The organism is Aquipuribacter hungaricus (assembly GCF_037860755.1).
In the GTDB taxonomy this organism is placed as follows: Bacteria; Actinomycetota; Actinomycetes; order Actinomycetales; family JBBAYJ01; genus Aquipuribacter; species Aquipuribacter hungaricus.
This window is the reverse complement of the sequence record NZ_JBBEOI010000047.1, coordinates 1-18,274: the sequence shown is the minus strand read 5'-3', so window position 1 is coordinate 18,274 and position 18,274 is coordinate 1. Positions and strand designations below refer to the sequence as shown.

Sequence of the window (18,274 nt, the reverse complement as noted above, 5' to 3'; positions counted from 1 at the left end):
ACACGAGTCCAGCGGTCCAGCGCCGTGCCGATGGTCAGCGGCATCACAGCCGGTACCAGACCCAACTTGCATCCCCAGTTGGCCATCCCCGTTGATCAGCGATACGTGGCGGGCTGCGTCTGATTGGGGAGGGCGGGGACTACCTGCCTGGCCCTCGCTTGCGCGTCAGTAGCCTCCGCGGATGGCCGCTTTCGAGACTGACGCGCTGACGGCGGACCCTCTCGATTTCGGCCTGGCTCGGGACGGAGGGGTCGGCTGTTCCGACCCGACAGTCTTGAGATGGCCCTGAGTCAGCTCACGGCTCTGGGCTACGCCGACAGGCGCGTGAACCTGCAAGGGGCGGACGAGACCACGATGCACCAGCGCTCCCAGGAGCGGTTCGACTTCCCGGACTACTTCGGTCACAACCTCGCCGCTCTTCACGAGTGCCTGGGCGACGTGACGGCCGGCGAGTTTGGCTGGGACCCGTCCAGCACGGGCCTCGCCGTCGCAGTACCTGGGTTCCAAGACTTCGCGGAGCGGGAGCCGGGGCTGGCTCAGAAACTCGTCGACACTTGGGTACGCACAAGCAGGGAAGGGCTGCTCTTCGGCCACCGCGTGCTGTGGCTGCTCGAGTTCGGCGCCGTCGCAGTCAACCTGCAGCCGGTGGCTTCGGTGACGGTCGGACCGTACGTGGGCCCCCTGGGACGCTAGCCCTGCGCCACCTGCCCGTCCCGCCCGACGACCCCCTACTGACTCCCTCACTGCTCAACGGCCCGTCGACCTCGACGTTAGCGACCGTCGTCCCAGCAGACCCGCCCGGACGTCATGATCGGGAACGGGTCGCTAAACGGGCACCCCTCCCCCACCCGACGCCGGCCGCAGCCCGACTGTCGTCTCAGTTCCAAGGAAGTGGGACACCCGCCAAGAGCGTCGTAGCCGCCCTAGGGTCCGCGTAAATGGAAGAGGCGCAGGTCGGTGAGCGTCAGGTCACGTCCTCGGTGTGGCGCAAGCTGACGCATGCCGCGTCAAAGTCCGGGGTCTCTGGCATGGTCTCTCCCCTACCAGGGAGGACTCGTTGGCCTCGACGCTTCACGCCTACTCGGTTCGCGTGCACCGGCTGAACCACCCGAAGGACGAACGTCTGCTGGGCGACCTGCTGGCCGAGACGCAGCCCGATGGTGCGACCCGGCGGGCTCAGCGCCCGGCGAGGGTCGACCTGCACGAACTGGTCCAAGAGCTCATGCCGGCGGGCCTGCAGTGGCCGGCGGACGGAGCCGGCGACGAGGGTCGTCATGGATCAGTGGACTCACTCTCGCTGCCCACGGGTCGGCCGCGGCGCTTGCATGGCCAACTTCTGGTCGGGCAGTCCGGTGTCCGCTCCGACATACGTCAGCAGCAACGAGTGGTGGTCCGAAGGCAGCTCAACGACGTCGAGGAACGGCCGCTGTACTTCTTCATGAACCTTCCCAAGCGTTCCACCCGGGGGCTGCTCCTCGTCGAACGCCACGGGCATCTCGGCGTCCAGCAAGCCTTTTGGAACGACGTGCTGATCCGGGCGTTCCGTAACCGACACACCGACTTGGCCCTGAAGCTCGAGCACTTCTACCCGGCCAACATCATCGAGGAGTACGAGTCCAGGCAGGGGCGCATCAACAGCGCGGTCGTGGTTGCGGCACTGCGCCGGTCGAGGGCGATGGACGACCTGGAGTCGGTCGGCCCGGACGTCGAGGAGGTGGGGACGCTGCAGATTGGCGTGAAGCGGCGCTGGCGGGACTTGACCCACGCGTGGGGCCGTGAACTGCTTGGTCTCACGGGCGGCGACGCCGTCACCTACGTGCTCCCCGACGGCCCCGAGGCCAGGCTCGTTGAGCAGATGCAGGCCGAAGAGGTCCGGGTCGGCGTGACCCTCGACGACGGTGAGCATCGGACCGTGATCCTGGGCCAGGACTACGCCCCTCGCGCCGGGTACACGCTGCCCGACGTGGCCCTCGATGCGGCCGGGTACCCGGCCCTGGACGCCATGCTGGAGCAGGCCCTGACGCTGGAGCCCACCCTGCTACGGAACCTGGTCGTGGCCTAAGTGTTGGGAGTCTTCTTCGCCAGGTTGCGGCTCGACCGTGTGCTCCGGCGTTGGTGGACCCTTCTAGACGAAGGCGGCACGCGGCGGGGCAACCTCGTCGTCTTCCTCGGTGTGCCCGCGGTAGTTGGGGTAATCGTCGTCGCGGCGGACCTGAGAGCGGACGGCTTCGACGGCTACATGGCGACCGTGGCCGTCGTGGCGGGCCTGCTGTTCAACTTGGTCTTCCAGCTCTCTGACTGGAGCCAGGCATCCAGCAACCGCCTCGAAGAGCACGAAGCAGGACGTCTGCTCCTCGACAGTGCGGAGGTGACCCTGGCCAGACGTCGGCTTCTGCTGATCCAGAGGGCCTATGCAGATCTGTGCTGGGCCGTCGTCGTGGCCATCGGCCTGTTGGTTGTCCTGGCGGTCTTGGGCACCGGTAGCCAACAGGCCGGGTCGCTCGCGACGGCCGTCGTGAGCGTCGTCGCCGCCCACCTCATCCTCGTCCTGCTGAGTGCGCTCTCCTCGGCCTTCACGGTGACGGCCGCAGACCTCGATCGTCACGCACGCTGACGAGGCGCCACGGTGGGCCAGTATGCGGGCAGCGCGGCGAGTGGGCGCATCCTCCAATGCGAGGCCGCGGTGTGCACGCCGTTCATGCCTAGCACAGGAAGGCGGCGGTCTCGGGACCAGAGCCGCCTCGGTCAGCGCGGCCGCAGACCTGAGGTCTTTACCCGCCCGGGAGCACCTCGCCGAGCAACACCGCGCGTCGCCAGCCGGACCACTGCCGACCTGGCCGCGCCGTTCGGCGTTGGCCGCTCCCCCGAGACCGAGACCGAGACAAAGCCCACCTGTCGCCTGACCTCACACACATGACGAAACCCCGGTGATATGGCCGTTGGCCAGGGATCGCTCCGGGGTCTTCGACTCACACACTACGCGGAAGAGGCCGAGATGTACACACCCTTACCGTCAGGTGCCATCGATGCCGCGGTACTCGCCCGAGGAATCTCTGCCCCACGGCTGGCGACCTACCTGCGCGCCAGCGCAGGAGACTCGGCCCTCGCGGTGGCGTTGTATGAGTGGAACGCCAGCACCGCAGGGCTGCTCGGCACCGCGCTCGGGCACTCTGAGATCGTCTTGCGCAACGCCATCGACACGGCCCTTACCGCCCGCCATCAACGCTTGCACCGGGCAGGGCACTGGCTCGACGACCCCCACCGCGAACTGGACCAACGCGCCCGGGACGACATCGAGACCGCCCGCGCACGCCTGCAACGGGCCGGGGCGCCGGCCCTGCCCGGCAAGCTCATTGCCGAGTTGACCTTTGGGTTCTGGCGCTTTCTGCTCGCCCGTCGCTACACCACCACCCTTTGGTCAGGGATCCGACCCGGCTTCCCCCACATGCCCGGCCGCGACCGACGAGTGATCGAGGCACCCGTGGCCCGCCTGCACCTACTGCGCAACCGCATTGCTCACCACGAGCCGCTACTGGCCGAGCCCCTCCCCGACCGGTACGACGACCTGCTCACCCTCGTCGGCTACGTCGACCCCGCCCTACGCACCTGGCTCGAAGCCATCACCGACATACCCCACCAACTAGCTCGACGACCTTGACCCCGGAACATCCCGAGGCGCCCCAAGCTCATCAGCACGCCAACCACATTCGACGGCGTCTACCCGACAACGACGAGCCGAAGAAGGGCCCGAACTCACCAGTCCAAGCCCCTGCGTTGATCTCTGACCGGGATCACTTAGGGCTGGTGCGTGCGCAGCTCGACGGCGACGTGGCGGACCGCCCCACCCGAGTCCCAGCCCAGCGTCGCAGCCTCGCTGTATCCGCAGAACGTGTCGACAAAGTCTTTCAGCATCTCGCTGCTACGAATTACCTTCAGGTCGCCGCTGATATGCGAGACGAGCTCTCGGCTGGCGATGACGACGAGCTTGGCCATCGCGCGCGTCGCGAGGACGTTGAAGCGGTTAAGGTCGTGGAGGAACTCTGCCTCCTCCGCGACTGTGTCAGGGTCGCCCACGGCGTAGCTCGCCAGGATGATGGCGCGCTCCTGTCCCTGGAACCGCTCGACGGTCTCCACGGCGTCGGCGATCCATGCCCCGGTGTCGACGTGCGCCTCGGGGGTAACAAAGATGCGGGTAAGACGGTCAACGATCCGGGCTCGCTGCGCGCGGTGCGGGGTGATGACGCCGATGACCTCCTTCCAGAAGGTCTCAGGATCGACCAGCACGGCACCCAGTTCCTCCTGGACGGGGTCGTCCAAGTCCGCCAACCCGGCCCCCACTGAAGCCGCGTACCAGCGGACCAGGCCAGTCACGACGTCGGCCTCGAACTGGTTCCACTGTCCCGAGACACCCTCCGGGTATGTGAGGCAGACGACCGGCACGGTGGGGTCCGCGACCCGCGCGAGGTCGGCGGAGTACGGCAGGTCTAACGGCCAGCCGTCGGGCCTCTGGTCGGACGCGGTCGCTTGCGCAGCGGCGTCCGGGGTGTACCGGATCCGTAGGCCAGGACGGTGTGCCCTCAGGTTCGAGGGGTATCCGGCCCGCTGGCCCAGCGCGACGATCTCGGCGTTGGAGCGGTAATTGACGAGCAGCGGGTTCTCCTGGACGCCGTGCCAGTCGCGGAAGAAGCCGTAAACGGAGCCGACAAGTGCCTGTAACCCCGCTGGCGCCTCCGCGGCGTGGATCGGCGGGAGCTGCTTCGGGTCGCCGGCGACGATGACGGTCGCGCCGGCGGCGGCTCCGGCCAGCACCAAGAGGGCGTGCGCCACGTCGAGCTGTCCTGCCTCGTCGACGACGATGACGTCAAAGAGCTCCCCGGCGGTCCCGGCTGCCTCCTTGATCAGCTTGTATAGCTGGTCGGAAGTGCCTCCAACAATGGTCGTCGCGGCTTCCGCCAGCCGCTTGGTCGTGGCCTGGATCGCAGCGGGGTCGCTGGAGTTGACGTCCCAGGCCGTCGGGAGCCAGTCCGGCGCCGAACGGCCGCTGCTGCGGAGCCGGCGGATCTCTGCGGTGGGCCAGTGTGCGGCGATGTCGCCGGCGACGCTGCGGATCACGTTGTCGACGGCGGTGTAGGTCTGTGCGGCGACGGCGATCCGGAGTGGCTGGCCGCCTGCGCGGGTGCTATCCGCGGCGAGGGCCGCGAGGACGGCCCGGACCGTCTTGGTCTTACCGGTGCCGGGCGGCCCCCAGATGAGCGCGAGTCTGCGAGTGAGCGACCGCTCCCAAGCCGTCCACTGGCTATCGTTGAGCTCGTAGCCGAGCGCCTCCAGTTCCTGCTTGAGACCGACGGTGTCACGGTAGATGGCGGTGTCGGCGGTGGTTAAGGCGTCCCAGAGGTAGTCCTCGACGGGGTGATGGATTTTACCAGCACGGGGATTCCGGGTCACGCCGAGCGCTGCCTGAATGCGCGGTTCGCGAACCGCCTTAGGCGGATTTCCGATGGCGTGCGCGGTCTTTTCTACCTTCGCAGTGAACCAGTCCACCGCGACCGGGTCCATGACGAGGTCGTGGTCGACCTGGAAGGCGCCCGCGGCGAGCAAGTCGTCGCGGACCGGCGTCGCGTCGCCGTAATTATCGAAGTCGAGGGCGATCAGTAGGCGATCCCGGTCAATTCCGCGGATGGTCACGCCGAGAACTTTTGTCATCTTCTGATTCAGGGCCTGGAAATTACCGGACCATCGGGCGTCGAGGGCTGCGTCCTGCCGTATGAGAGAACCCGCCTTTCGCTCCAAGAGACCGACGGCGTTCTCGGGGGCCACGGCCCAGGAGAAGTCCCCGAGCTTCGCTTTCACCTCGCGGCTCCCGGGCGCGAGGGTGTAGACGGCGCGGTGCGCGCCCGGGGACAGGCCAAGCGCAGCAAGTGCGTCCGTCGCGGCCTGGCCGACGAGACGGCGGCCGAGCCGCGCACTAGCAAAGGTCGCCTCGCGTTCGGCTGCGGGGAGGGCGCGCCGCCGGCTGATCTCCAGTTCCTGCAGCGCAGCGTTGAGCTTGGCATGGCACGCGAGGAGCAGCCCGAGGTGGCTGGTACCGGCCTGGTCGTTGGGGCCTCGAAGCTGGCTGATCTTCGGGGCCTTTCGCGAGAGCCTGCCGCGCAGGTCCTGCCCGAGCCTGTCGCTGATCGTCACGAGTGCGCCGAGCTTCGCGTTGACGGTCGTGGATAGGTTCGTCATGAGCTGGACCTGCGTGGGGGCGCCGGGGGTCATCCGGCCCCTCCAGAGCTGGTGGGCGCGCTCGGGCGGTATTTGGTCGCTGAACGGGTCCTGCCAAAAGGTCGGGACCCAGAACGTCGGGTTCGGGTGCCCGGGGTCGTGGTAGTGCCGCGCCGTCTCCAGCAGCGTGTAGGTGTGCGCGAGGTCGAGGCTCAGGAGCGCTTTCACGGCGTCGCGGACGACGCTGACGGCGGGGCTCGATGCCAGGTGCGGCGCGTCGAGGATCTCCTCGGGCGGGAACAGCCAGGCGAGCCGGGAGAGCCGGTTCGACGCGATGATGTTGCCGAGGTGCCGGCCGACGACGCGGGTGAGGTGCTCCAGCGTGACGCTGTCCCAAACGTAAACCTGCGCGTCAGCGTTCTGGTCCTGCGCGCGGGCCTCGTTCAAGAGCGCGTCGAGGTCGTCGAGGAGCAGCGCGAAGACGGGCCACTCGTCGTCGACGGTTTTTCCAGGGACGTAGTGGACGCGCGTCCGGGCGACGCTGGTGAGCTGGGGTTGGGCGAGCCATGCCCAGCGGAGACCGAACGCAAGGGTGACGGCGCTGCCGGGGTCGAAGTCGGCGGTCACGAAGAGCCGGAGCTTCGCGAACGACGGGATTGCTGAAGTCGTCGCAGTGGGAGACACCAGCGCGGGGACGGCGGCGGCAGAGAGTGCCCGAGCCCGGGCCGCGACCACGGTCCGCTGTCCCCGGAGGCGGTGATGGGCGTCGAAGGTCTCGTGGGTGTCGGGTAGCGCGGCGACCGACGGGACGTCGTGGTGGCCCCGCTCGCGCAAGACCCGGGCGGCGCCGCGGGACACGAATGGCAGGCGGGACAGGTCCTGGGTGGTCTCCGCCGTCGGCAGGCAGTGCCGAGGATCCCAGTCTGCCGGCTGGGTACCCGGGTCGGACTTAAACTTCTGGCCAAGATTCTCGCAGCCCTGGCAGCCCGGGGTCACGGCCCACGGCAGGTCGGGCAGCGGCGTCGCGAGAACGCGTGCCAGTGCGTCGTGGAGTAGGCGGGCGAGGTCCGCGAGGAAGATCCGGAGCGGGGCGGTTTCCAGGTCTGAATGGAACGCTGCGTACCGGGCGGCCAGGTCCACCCCGTCCGCGACGGCCTTCTGGAGGGTGCTGTCGGTCTCGCTGCCGGGCCAGACGGCCGGCTCGGCGCTGACGCTGAACTCGTCGTCAAGGCCGTGCTCTCGAAGCCAGCAGGCGAGCGTAAGGGTGTAGTAGGCGAGCTCGGAGAAGTAGTGCGGCCCCGGCTCGCTGGTGAGTTTCACGTCGACGATGCGAAGCTGCTGGCGGTCGTCGTCGTCTGCTACTGGGCGGAGGTCCCCGCTCTGGGAGACGATGAAGCCGCTGTGCCCCGCGGCGCCTCGCGGAATTACCTCGATGACGTCGGGACGGACCCGGGCAATGGCGAGGGGTGCAGAGACGCCGTGGGTGATGAGGCCGTTCAGGCCGTGGGTCGCCCTGAACGTGACCGTGTCGGCGTCGAACTCCGTCTCGATGAGGAACGCGCCGTCGGGGACGCCGTCGCGGAGGTGTCCCAGGAGCTCGCTGTCGGCGAACCTGAGCCCGGGGCTGGCCGTTCCGACGGTGGGGCTGCTCGTCCCGCCAACGAGCAGCCCAGCGCCGAATGCCTCAGAGAGGTCGTGGACTTTGCTGTAACCCCACTCGTTGCCGGCGTTCCGGATCTCAGCAAGCGCGGGGCGGACCTGTGGGTGGGGAAGGTCGAGCGCTGCCCGCTCCGGACGGTGCGCCGCGACGTCCGGGTGCAGCGCGACGCGGAGTTGCTTCTCGCAGCCGGTGTTCGCGAACTGTGTGACGCAGGTCTTGTCTAGCCGTGGCACCGCAACCTCCAGGTCGTGCTGACGGCCGGATCACGGCTTGATCGGAGAGTACTTCCGGCGAACGTCAAGAACAGGGATTCGCCAGGACTGCCTCAGTCCCGGCGACCACAGGGATCGTTTACCGGGCAAGCGGGGAGCCCCAGCGGGGCCCCGCGATCCGCATGGCGTGGTCAAAGTTCTTCTCATCGGCTGGAGAGACGTCCCCGAGGCGGTGCTTCCATTCGACAGTGCTAGTCGTGGGTTCCGCAGGGGTCGCCTGCTCGACGGCCCGCGCGACGATGAGCAGGTCGTACTCGCAGTTGCCGGGGTGAGAGTGGTGGCCCATGTGCGGGTCCGCCAGGACGGGCCACAGCGCCGTGACACGGAGCTTCGCCTCGTCAAGGGCCACCCCGACGGCGTCCCACGCGTCGCCTCCGCCCTTGTAGGTGAACGCCACGAGGCCGTCCCGCTTGAGGGAGCCTGCGGCGGTGCTTAGGGCCGCACCGAGTCGGGAGCCGAAGTCGGCTACCGGGTCGTCACCGGCGGGCAGGAGCGGCGCGGCGTCGAGGTCTTGCTCAGGCAGCCAGGCGCGGTAGACCTGGCTAAGGGCGTCGTACGGGATGAAGTCGTAGTAGGGCGGGTCGGTAAGGCAGATGTCGGCCTGAGGCGCGTCCGGCCTGGTGGCCGAGGTGCTGTCGGCCGTCGCGACGGCGCCGGGGTGGTTTCGGGCGGGGAAACCCAGTGACACGGCGATGGGGCGGTTCTTGCTGTCGAGGACGTGCCTGCGCACTGTGCCGTCGGCCGCCTTTGCGGTCCGTAGGAGTGCGGCGGCGAGCGTGCCCCTGCCGCCGCTGGGGTTCAGCGGGTTGAGCTCTACCGTGAGGGCGGGGAGTGCGAAGGCCCGGATGCTGAACAGCGGCGCGAGGCGCCCGTAGTCGGTGGCGTAGCCGCAGAGCCGGTTGTTACTGGAGACGGTGCTGGAGACGGTGATCCGAAGGGCCCGCTCAGTCCCGTCGTCGAGGCCGGCGTCATCGATCCAGTCGTGGGCTGCGGCGAGATACGCGGCCTGCCTTGCGGTGTGCAGCATCCCGATGGTCGTGATGCCGTGACTCACCGGCCTGTTGTCGCCAGGAGCGGTCACGATGGGCCGGTCAAGCGGCAGCGGCCGGCCCGCGCGAGCAGCGAGCCATGCCGCTGCCCGATGTTCGTGGTGCAAGTCCTCGTCGGTGGCAGGCCGGATGCGCCTGCGGGTGCCGCGGTTGACCGAGGTCTCCTCTACGCCGACAAGCACACGCGGTGCAGCCCCGGTCTGGAGCCTTTCATGGTCCGACGGCGCCTTACAGCCTGGGCAGCGGTAGCGGCCCTTAATGTACGTCGCGGCGTGCAGCGGCCGGCGGTGGCCGCAGCACGTCAGAGTCTTCGCGGTGGCCTTGAGCGAGTGCGTCGTGTAGCAGTCCGGGCAGAACGCCGACACCTCGGCGTCGCGGACGACCCCACCGGCGGCGCCCGTGCTTCGGCCGATAACCAGGGACCTGTACAGCGGACCTGCGTGGTCACACTCGGAGCACATGACGACCGGAATGGTGAAGTAGTGCAGCGGCGCCCAGTCAGCATCCGTGCTCTCCCACTGGTCGCCGAGCGATACCCGTAGGTGGGCCAGAAGCCGCTCTCCCGATGCTTGGACCGCCTCGGCCCTTGCTGGTTCGAGCTGGTGGCCGACAAGGAGCACGGCAAGCGGGTCGATGTCCCTGCCGACAGGGATTGCCCCGAGGCGCGCGGCCTCGACGAGCGTCGTGCCGCCGCCCGCGAACGGGTCCAACACCGTCGTCCCGGTGAGGAGCGGTGCGGTGCTGCCGTAGGCGGCCCGAAACGCCGCGACTGTCGTGTCCGCGGGGATCCTCGCGGCGATGAGAGCGGCCCGGACGAGTGCCGGCGGCCTGCGCGCCCACCAACGATGCACCTGATAGGCGGCGTCGCGGGACCGGCGGTCTGCGGCCACAAGCCGCGATACCGCGTCGAACGGAAATCCCTGCTCTAGCAGCGTCACATCAGGCAGATCAGCTTCGCCGACGGCTCGCGCGTTAAGGCGCGCAGGAGCCCGGTGCCCCGTCACCTGCCCGCGCTCAGACGGGCCGCGAGAGGCGGGCCGCGTGGTGAAGACCGGGATGGTCGTAGGGCCTGCTGGCCTCGATCTGACCGGCTCGCTGGCTCATGCTGGCTCCCTAGTTCGTGTGGCTCAGTGACGCGGGCTGAAGGGGTGGCAGGCCGACGCTGGCGCGCAGCTCGTCCTCGGTGGTGCCGCGCAGGCGGCCGGGGTCCTCCAGGAGAAGGTCGATGGCGACGCGGACGAGGGTGTTGTCGGTGATTCGCTCCCCCGTGCCACTGCGGGCGCCGTTACGGCGGGCCTCGTTGAGGGCTCGAGTGAGGTTGGCGAGGTCGGCGACCTGCTGAGCGTGCATCCGAGCCTCCCGACGCACGAGCTGGAGGTACTTGGGGGTCTGACTCTGTGAGTCCGGTAGTCCGTAAGTCTGCGACTCCGTGACGATCGCGGCGAGACTCTGCTTCCCGTCAGTCGGCGCTTCGATGACTGCGGGCGGTTTCATGACGCCGGCGCCGCTCTCCTCGAGGCGGTTGGAGCGGATGAGGCGGGTGACGCTGGCGGGGCTTCCGGTGCGGGGCGGCAGCCCGCCGAGTGCACGTCGGGGGGCCTGGGCTGGTTCGGGGCTCATGGGGTCCCTCCTGGGGCGGGGGCAGGTGTGGTGCTCTCGCGAGCGGAGATGCGGGCGATGATTTCTTCGCCGAGGGCTTGGAAGTCTTCGGCGAGGCCGGTGGCGCTGCGGGATCTGGGGCCCTCTCCCCCGGCTTTCCCTGCGGTGGTGCCTCGTAGGCGCTCGTACCACTTGGGGGCAGCTAGGACGGCTTCTTCGAGCTCGTAGGCGAGGAGGCCGCGGTCGCGGGCCTCTTGAGCGGCGGCTTCGGCGTGGCGGATCGCGGTGGTGAACAGGGCGACGGGGGCACCCAGGTCGTCGGCGATGGCGGCGCGGGCGGTGTCGCTGACGCGGCGGGCGGTCCGGGCGAGGCCGAACAGAACGACGCCGAGAAGGTCGAGGTCGGGGTTTATGTCGACGACGGCGTCGAGGCGGCGGGCGACATTGCGCAGGCCCTTGCGGGAAGAGGCGTCGCTCTTGACCGGGATGAGGGCCCAACGGGCGGCAGCGAGGGCGGCTTGCTGAAGGCTCTCCTGCCCGGGTGGGCAGTCAATAAGGACAAGGTCGTAGTCGTCGACGTAGCCGGCTATGGCATCAGCTAGGGCGGTCTTGGCGGCGGTGGGGTCTGTATGTCCGCGCAGGGTCAGGCTGGTAGCGGCCCTGTCAAGCTCAGAGCCGCCAATGAGAACGTCGAGCTGGTCGCGGATGCCGGTGCGCGGCGAGACGGGCGAGGCGAAGGCGAGGGCCTGCGCGAGGGCGTGGCCGTCGTCGTCGGCGGCGGTACCGGCGTAGCCGAGCTCCTCGGCAAGGTTGCCCTGCGGGTCGAGGTCGATCAGGAGGACGCGGGCTCCTCCGGCGGCGAGCATGCCGCCAACGTTCGCAGTGATAGTCGTCTTCCCGACGCCGCCCTTGCCATTGACGACGGCGACGACGCGGCTGCCGGAGTAAGACATCCATCCCCACAGACTCTGTTAGTTCGTGATTCAGTTATGTACCTCACTCGCAGAGTCACAGACTTTGCGTTCTTCGTGACGCAGACACGCCGTGCTACGGCTAACTCCTTCGACAGTCACGGACTCTGTTAGTCCGTGGTCTGTTGGTTCGTGAGTCTGTCCTGCATGCAGGGCCATCGTTGGAATGGCTTGGTCACGTGCTCGGGAGCAGCGACGCCGCGGCTCCTCGTCCCACGGAGCCCTGGCGAGTCCATAGTCTGTTAGTCCGTGGTCTGTTGGTTCGTGACTCTGTGCCTGCTGGCAGGGCATCGTTGGAATGGCTTGGTCACGTGCTCGGGAGCAGCGACGCCGCGGCTCCTCGTCCGACGGAGCCCTGGGCGAACGGGAGGTTCTAGGTGTCGCGGAGGAGGTCGATCTTGCCGGCTCGTCCAGTGGTGAAGCCCGTGGCGCCCGGACTGCCGTGGCCAGAACCAACTGTCACGCCGCTCGCCGTCGGCCCGCATCGCGGGCGGCCTGCTGTGGCTCGCCGGCGGGGGAGCGGTCGGTGATGCCGGCGGCGGCGACGATGGCGCGGGCGGCGCGGAAGTCGGCGCGCCCGTCGGGTCGTCGGGGGTGGGCGCCGAGGGTGGTGGTGCCGGGTTCGGCGAGCAGGTCCAGCTGCCCGGTGCCGGCCCGCCGGGCGGGGTGGGCACGGCGTGGGGCGAGCATCCAGGCGTGTTCGGCCTGCCACCACGCCCATGCGACCCGCTCGACCCGGTAGCGGCGTTCCCGCTCGAGGAGGACACCGGCCGCACCGCGCGCGACCGCCACCACATCACGAAGGTCGCGGTGGTCCCGGGCTGGTCGGGACCAGGTGTCGCCGGCCCGCACGAGCAGGCCGGCATCTGCGAGCCGACCCAGGACGACCTGGAGCTCGTCGACCGGGTGGGCGGTGATCCGCGCGAGGTCGATGGTGCTCATGGGGTGGGTCAGGCGTGCCCAGGTGTTCCCTACCAGGTGACCCAACCCTGGTCTCGTGGTGAATGCGTCGTGCGCGGCAGCGGTCGTGCGGGCGGTCAGGTCGGTGAGGAGGGTGAGACGTTCTGCGGGCCCGGCCCCTGCGGGGCGCGGGTCCCCTTGTGACCGATTAGTAGTCACCTTCCTGTGGACGGCACCTGGGGGGACCGCGGCTAGAGGGGCTGTGGCGGGTGAGACGGCGTCCGGGGACGTGACCGGGGGAGTGGCCCGGGGGGTGAGGGTCCAGCGGGCGCCGTGGGGGCCGCTGGCGGCCTGGGACAGGGCAATCCACCTTTCCGCAGCGAGGCGCAGCAGGCCGGTGCGGGCCGTCTCGCGGCCAATCCCGGCCAGCAGGGCCACCCGGCGGGTGTCGGCCTCCACGTCGGCGCTGACGGCCTGCAGGGCCAGGGTGCACAGGACGTCCAGGACGCGGCGGTCGGTGGGCCCGGTCCGGGTGCCCCACCGCCCGGCGGTGGCGTCCGCGCGCTCCTGCACCGCCCGCACCGCGGCCGTGATGGCGTCGGCGCGGGCGTCGAAGGTGGGGTCGGCGCCGACCTGCCGGGCGGTGGTGGCCACGTGCTGCACGGCCTTGTGCCACTGCCGGCGCAGCACCATCGCCGCCGACGCCGGCCCCCGGGCCGGCCTGGGCCGTCGGGTGGGGCCCTGGCGCAGGGTGCGGACGTGCTCCAGCCCTGGCGAGGTGGGCACCAGGGCGGCCACGTCGTCGTGGTGCCAGCGGGCCGAGGCGGCACCGATCAGGACCGTCCACGCCACCGCGGACGCATCACCCACGGCGGCGTCAGCCTGCAGGGCGGCCGCGCTGACCGCGGGCAGCGCCCGCCTGGCACCCGGCAGGTACAGGTGCCCGTGCCGGTCCACCGGCAGGGGAGTGCGGGCAGCCGGGTCGTGCGCAGGCTCGGTGTCGTCGACGAGCTGGGCGAGGCGGCTCACCAATGCCCGGACCTGCTCCGGGGTCGTCGAGGAAGCCGTGAGCGTGCCCAGGTCCCCGCGCAGGACCTGCGAGGTGCCGCCGTCGCGGTGCGGAGCACCAGGAGGCCGCACGCACCCGGTCACCGGGTTAGTCAGCGGGGCCAAGTCCAGGCTGGGACACACGTGGCGAGCCAGACGTGCCAGCGTGGCCACGGTCGCGGCGTCGACACCGTCGTTTAGACCCACCCACAGGTGGCGGCCATCGCTCGGCCCCGAACGGCACAGCACGTGCGGCACACCGGCGTCGTCGAGGACCCCGGCCAGGACGTCGGCGTCCCGTTGCGCGGCGGCCGGGTCGCCCTTGGCGTCCAGGTCGAAGGCGAGCAGTCGGAAGCGTGGCCCCTCCGCGCCGGCCTGCTCGGCCAGGTACACCGCCCACGGCCGCTCCGGCACGGGACCGTCGAGCCGGGCTCGGCCGGTGTACAGGTTCAGGGCGGCGCCGGTGTCGTCGACGTCGGCGACACGCACCACCGGGCGAGGGCTCAGGGCACAGGTGAGGGCCCAGCCGTCGACAGGGCACGCCTGGTCAGCGGCGTCAACACTCTTTGCGCGTGACTTGTCATCGGCTACCCTCATGGCAGCACAAAGCCCCTTATGGGAGGGGTCTCCTCTCGGAGACAACTGCGGACCAGTTGCCACTGGTCCCAAATGCTTAGACGCAAGGCCCCCGCGCCAACGGGGGCCTTCGTCGTTCCTAGGGCACTGCCCTAAGCGCCTTATGACAGCGGCAGCTCCTCCGGTCGCGGCCGGGCCAGCCGTGCGGGCTTCGACTGGTCTGGGGCTTGGTCTCCGTCAGCGCACTCGGAGTGGCTGCATGCCGCCTCGTCGGGCTTTACCCAGGTGTCGTTCCCCGAGGAGCCGGCCAAGCGGATGTTGATCGCTACTGACGGAGCGCGCTGAGACAGGCGCCGCCTAGACGCCGGCAGGAGGCGACCTTCTGCGCCATCCCGCAGCGCCTTGACAGCATCAATTGACAGCAACCCACCGATACTCGCCGCTACCGGCACGGACGCTTGTCGAACATTTCTCCAGGTCAGGGGCTCCCTGCGGACCACCGCAGACGACATGGGGGCGACTGAAAATCGGAAGGTCGGCGGTTCGACCCCGCCTCTGGCCACACCCCCGGACGAGCACCGCCCCTGACCGCACGGGGCCCGCGTGCAGCAGGTCCGCGAGACTCCGAGCCGCTGGTGGACCGACGCTCGTCGATGGGTCGTGCCCTAGCGTCCCGGTCGTGACGGCGCCCCTCGACCAGCCCTCGGGCGGCGACGACCGATGACGTCCCTCGCGCTCGCGGACCTGGTGACGGTCGGCCCCGCCTCGCCCGTGCCGGCCGTGGTCCCGTGGCTGGGGCTGGTGGCTGGCACGCTGCTGGCGCTGGTCGGTCTGGTCTCGCTCGTGCAGGTGCTGCCGCGGCTGCGTCGTGCCCGGCGCACGACCGGGACGGTCGTCGAGGTCCACCTCGTGCGCCCGGCGCGAGGCGAGGTGATGTGGCGGCTGGTGCTCGAGTACCCGGGCGAGGAGCCGGGCGGGCCCGTGCGTCGCGGCGAGTGGGTCGGGGAGTCGACGACGGACCTGACCGTCTACGAACCAGGGATGCGGCTGCCGCTCCGCTCGACCCCGCGACCGGCACCGTCGTCGACCTGCCGGGCGGCGGGCGTCCGCCGGCCTGGCTCGTGCCGGCCTGCCTGCTCGTCGTCGGACCGCTCGTCGCGGCGGGGACATGGGCGACTTCTCTCTGACCCGCCCGGTCGCACCGCCCCGGACGGGACCGACGAACAGGACCGACGCCAGGACCGACGCCAGTACCGACGCCAGTACCGACGCGCACGGACCGAGGCGCAGACCGACGAGCAGGACCGCGTGCCGGTGCGCTGTCAGCCGCGCGCCACGACCACGGCGCACGCGAGGAGGACCAGGCACGCCGGGGTCATCACCGCCCGCTCCACCCGGCTGCGCGACACCGCGTTGAGCACGACACCGAGCGCGAGGTAGCCGACGAGCACCCAGGCCGCGACGACGACGGCGCCCGACCGCCCGTCCCCCACCACCGCAGCCCGACCCAGCAGCACCGCGGCCATGCCCGCGTAGAGCAGCACCGACACCGCGCTGGCCGCGCGCAGCCGGCGTGGCAGCACCCGGTGCGCGCCGCCCCAGACGAGCCGCCCGTACGGACGCCCCAGCGCGACGAGCACCTGCAGCACGGCGAGCGCGGCCAGCAGCACGGCAGCCAGCGCCGCCGCCACGGCGGGCGCGGTCATCCGGCGACCCGCCCCAGGTGCCGCTCGGCGTTGTCGGCGAGCGTGACGAGCGCCGCCGTGAGCGCCGCCACGTCGACCCCGTCCTCGACCCCGTCCTCGGAGCGGGCCAGCCCGGCCCACGCCTGCCCGAGCAGCTCCCGACCGGCGGTGGTGAGGGTCACGACGTGCGCCCGGCTGTCCCCCGGGTCGGCGACGACCGCGACCAGCCCCCGGGCGACCAGGCCGGACAGCCGCTGGGTCACAGCGGCACGGGAGACGTCGAGCGCACGGGCGACGACGGTCTGATTGGCCGGGCCGACCGCGTCGATCGCCACGAGCGCGGCGAAGGTGGACACCCCGATGCCGTGGGCGGGTCGCAGGTAGGCGTCCGCCACCCGGTCGAGCAGCCCGGTCGCGCGGTGCAGCGCGAGGGCCAGACGGCGCGACGGGTCAGACGCGGCTTCGAGCACGGTCCCAGGCATGTCAAGTACTTAACAGTCAGCCAGGACGGCCGGTCAAGCGCGCCGCGGGCACGGGGCGCTCCGGCTTCACCGCAGGCGGACGGGCAGCCTCGCGTAGCCGCGGATCGTCACGCCGTCGCGCCGGACCACGCCGCCGGCGAGCGCGAGGCCGGGCAGCCGCCGCGCGAGGGTGCGCAGCGCGACCGCCCCCTCCAGCCGGGCCAGCGGCGCCCCGACGCAGTAGTGGACGCCGCCCGAGAAGGCCAGGTGCGCCGCCCCGTCCGTGCGACCGGGGTCGAAGCGGTGCGGGTCGGCGAAGACGGCCGGGTCCCGGTTGGCCGCGGCGACCATGACGAGGACGGGTCGACCGGCGGGCACGACCGCGCCGCCGCCCAGGTCGACCGGCTCGTGGGAGACCCGCATGGTGGCCTGCACAGGCGGCTCGGCCCGCAGCGACTCCTGCACCACGGCGTCAGCGAGGACGTCGTCGTCCGCCCCCGCGAGCGCCTGCCACGCGCCGGGCACCGCGAGCACCGAGGCGACCGAGTTCCCGATGAGGTTGAGCGCCGTCTCGAAGCCGGCGACGAGCAGCAGCGCCGCCAGCGAGACCGCCTCCCGGGCGCCGGCGCGGTCGTCGTCGACCGCCGCGGCCAGCGCCGACAGCACGTCGTCGGCCGGCTCGGCCCGCCTGACCTCGAGCAGCCGCGCGAAGAGCGTCGCGAGCTCGTGGGCGGCCGCGCTGACCTCGCGCGCCTGGGCGCCGGAGACGACGCCGTCCAGCGCCCTGCCGACCGTGGCGCCGATCCGGTCGAACTGCTCGGCGTCGGCGTCGGGGACGCCGAGCAGCTCGCTGACCACCCCGATCGGCAGCGGGGCGGCGAACAGCGCCATGAGGTCGGCGGTGCCCTCGGCGTCCAGCCTGGCCGCGAGCCGGTCGGCGAGCCCGTCGCAGAGCACCTCGACCCGGGCGCGGAACGGCCGCATGAGGCTGGGCCGGAAGGCCGGCGCGACGAGCCGCCGGAGCCGGCTGTGGTCCGGCGGGTCCAGGTCGAGCAGCGACCAGTCGAGCGGGGCGAAGGCGGCGTCGTCCAGCGGCGCCGCCCGCGGCGAGCTGCCGTCGGCCCGGCGGACGCCGAACCGAGGGTCCCCCAGCACGGCGGCGCAGTCGGCGTGGGCCGTCACGGCGAGGACGCCGACCCGGCTGGGGACGAGCCGGCCCCGCGCCCGGACCCGCTCCATGGTGGCCACGTGGTCGTCGCCGGGCCTGGCCTCGGCCCACCGGGCGACGGGGTCGCCGGTCCGGGCCAGCGCCCTGACCAGGACCCGCTGCTGCGCGGCCCGCGCGACGTAGTGCCACCGCGGGCGCACGTCCACCGCGGCCGAGGTGGCAGCGGGACTGCCGGGGAGGCTCGTCATGCCTGCTCCTGTCGGTCGCCGCCCCGCACCGGTCGGCAGCAGGACGTGAGCACGCAGTCACGCGCCGTACCGACCCTAGGGTGCTCCGGCCTCAGACGGCGCCGGGCCGGGCTGGCGCGGTCCGCAGCCCGACGGGGGCCATGACGAGCACGAGCACCGCGCACAGGAGCAGGGCCGCGGCGATGCCCGACGCGCCGTCACCGGCTGCGGGGTCGGCCAGCGCGGCCGCCGCCGCACCGACGGCGACCGCGCCCACGGCGGTGCCGCCGTCGAAGCAGAGGTTCCACACCGCCGAGGCGGTCGGGGTGTCGGCCGGCTCCACCCGGGCGAACGCCTGCACGAGCGTGAGGTTCTGCACCGCGCCGTGGCCGGCGCCCGCGAGCGCCGCCGCGGCGAGCACCATGCCCGGCCCGCCGCTCAGCAGCCCGGCG

At 71.0% G+C, this 18,274-nt stretch carries 12 protein-coding genes and 1 pseudogene; 4 read left to right on the top strand and 9 right to left on the bottom strand.

Going from position 1 to position 18,274, the window contains the following annotated elements; all coding sequences use genetic code 11:
- The first annotated feature begins 279 nt into the window (after nt 1-279).
- The 4 genes from WCS02_RS07830 (at nt 280) to WCS02_RS07815 (ending at nt 3,658) form a co-directional block, all read left to right on the top strand.
- A complete protein-coding gene (locus tag WCS02_RS07830; protein ID WP_340291722.1) occupies nt 280-693 on the top strand; it encodes a barstar family protein in 414 nt (137 codons plus the stop codon).
- A gap of 397 nt (nt 694-1,090) precedes the next feature.
- Entirely contained in the window at nt 1,091-2,062 is a 972-nt protein-coding gene (locus WCS02_RS07825) for a hypothetical protein (RefSeq protein WP_340291720.1), read from the top strand.
- Nucleotides 2,063-2,614: a hypothetical protein gene (locus tag WCS02_RS07820; RefSeq protein WP_340291717.1), complete on the top strand. Its 552-nt coding sequence runs from the start codon at nt 2,063-2,065 to the stop codon at nt 2,612-2,614.
- A 495-nt stretch (nt 2,615-3,109) separates the two neighbouring features.
- Entirely contained in the window at nt 3,110-3,658 is a 549-nt protein-coding gene (locus tag WCS02_RS07815) for a hypothetical protein (RefSeq protein ID WP_340291715.1), read from the top strand.
- Between the two features lie 137 nt (nt 3,659-3,795).
- Here WCS02_RS07815 and WCS02_RS07810 read toward each other — a convergent pair whose 3' ends face one another.
- From WCS02_RS07810 to WCS02_RS07770, 9 genes and pseudogenes are all read right to left on the bottom strand, one after another.
- On the bottom strand, nt 3,796-8,100 hold the full coding sequence (locus WCS02_RS07810) for a DEAD/DEAH box helicase (protein ID WP_340291713.1): 4,305 nt from the start codon (nt 8,098-8,100) through the stop codon (nt 3,796-3,798).
- Between the two features lie 118 nt (nt 8,101-8,218).
- Nucleotides 8,219-10,126, bottom strand: coding sequence for a DUF1156 domain-containing protein (locus WCS02_RS07805; RefSeq protein ID WP_340291711.1), 1,908 nt, complete (start codon nt 10,124-10,126; stop codon nt 8,219-8,221).
- Nucleotides 10,127-10,301: 175 nt separating this feature from the next.
- Nucleotides 10,302-10,808, bottom strand: coding sequence for a hypothetical protein (locus tag WCS02_RS07800; protein WP_340291709.1), 507 nt, complete (start codon nt 10,806-10,808; stop codon nt 10,302-10,304).
- Nucleotides 10,805-11,740: a ParA family protein gene (locus tag WCS02_RS07795; protein WP_340291707.1), complete on the bottom strand. Its 936-nt coding sequence runs from the start codon at nt 11,738-11,740 to the stop codon at nt 10,805-10,807. Before WCS02_RS07795 ends, WCS02_RS07800 begins: the two co-directional genes overlap by 4 nt.
- 477 nt (nt 11,741-12,217) lie before the next feature.
- Nucleotides 12,218-14,197, bottom strand: a complete 1,980-nt coding sequence (locus tag WCS02_RS07790) for a hypothetical protein (protein WP_340291705.1) — start codon at nt 14,195-14,197, stop codon at nt 12,218-12,220.
- Between the two features lie 1,406 nt (nt 14,198-15,603).
- Nucleotides 15,604-15,987 carry a hypothetical protein gene (locus WCS02_RS07785; protein WP_340291703.1) on the bottom strand — a complete coding sequence of 128 codons (384 nt, stop codon included), beginning with the start codon at nt 15,985-15,987 and terminating at the stop codon, nt 15,604-15,606.
- A complete protein-coding gene (locus WCS02_RS07780) occupies nt 15,984-16,436 on the bottom strand; it encodes a MarR family winged helix-turn-helix transcriptional regulator (RefSeq protein ID WP_340291700.1) in 453 nt (150 codons plus the stop codon). The genes WCS02_RS07785 and WCS02_RS07780 overlap by 4 nt, the downstream gene beginning before the upstream one ends.
- A gap of 78 nt (nt 16,437-16,514) precedes the next feature.
- Nucleotides 16,515-17,843 carry a cytochrome P450 gene (locus WCS02_RS07775; protein WP_340291698.1) on the bottom strand — a complete coding sequence of 443 codons (1,329 nt, stop codon included), beginning with the start codon at nt 17,841-17,843 and terminating at the stop codon, nt 16,515-16,517.
- 91 nt (nt 17,844-17,934) lie between these two features.
- A pseudogene (locus tag WCS02_RS07770) lies at nt 17,935-18,274 on the bottom strand (hypothetical protein); the annotation flags it as partial.